The sequence below is a fragment of the Staphylococcus pasteuri genome, from assembly GCF_030547725.1.
Classification (GTDB): Bacteria; Bacillota; Bacilli; order Staphylococcales; family Staphylococcaceae; genus Staphylococcus; species Staphylococcus pasteuri.
Window position 1 is genome coordinate 1 of the sequence record NZ_JAUOQO010000962.1, and the last position, 236, is coordinate 236.

The 236-nt window shown below is 63.6% G+C and carries 1 protein-coding gene; it reads left to right on the forward strand.

Going from position 1 to position 236, the window contains the following annotated elements:
* Nucleotides 1–30: 30 nt before the first annotated feature.
* On the forward strand, nt 31–236 hold a 206-nt coding region (locus Q4528_RS16045), incomplete at its 3' end, for an aldose epimerase family protein (RefSeq protein ID WP_303522758.1).

A 236-nucleotide genomic window follows, 5' to 3' on the forward strand; every position in this document is an offset into this window, starting at 1 on the left:
GCAGAGACCTATCTGCCGGTCGACGCCGAAATGATCCCGCTGGGCGCGCCCGATGCACTGGCCGGAACCGCGTTTGATTTCCGCGCTGCACGGGCGCTTGGCCACAGCCAGGTTGACCATAATTTCTGTCTGGCCACGGCCCGGCGCACCTGTCACCCGGTTGCCAATTTGACCGGCGCGACATCCGGCGTGAAAATGCGGGTGGAAACCACCGAACCGGGATTGCAGGTCTATGG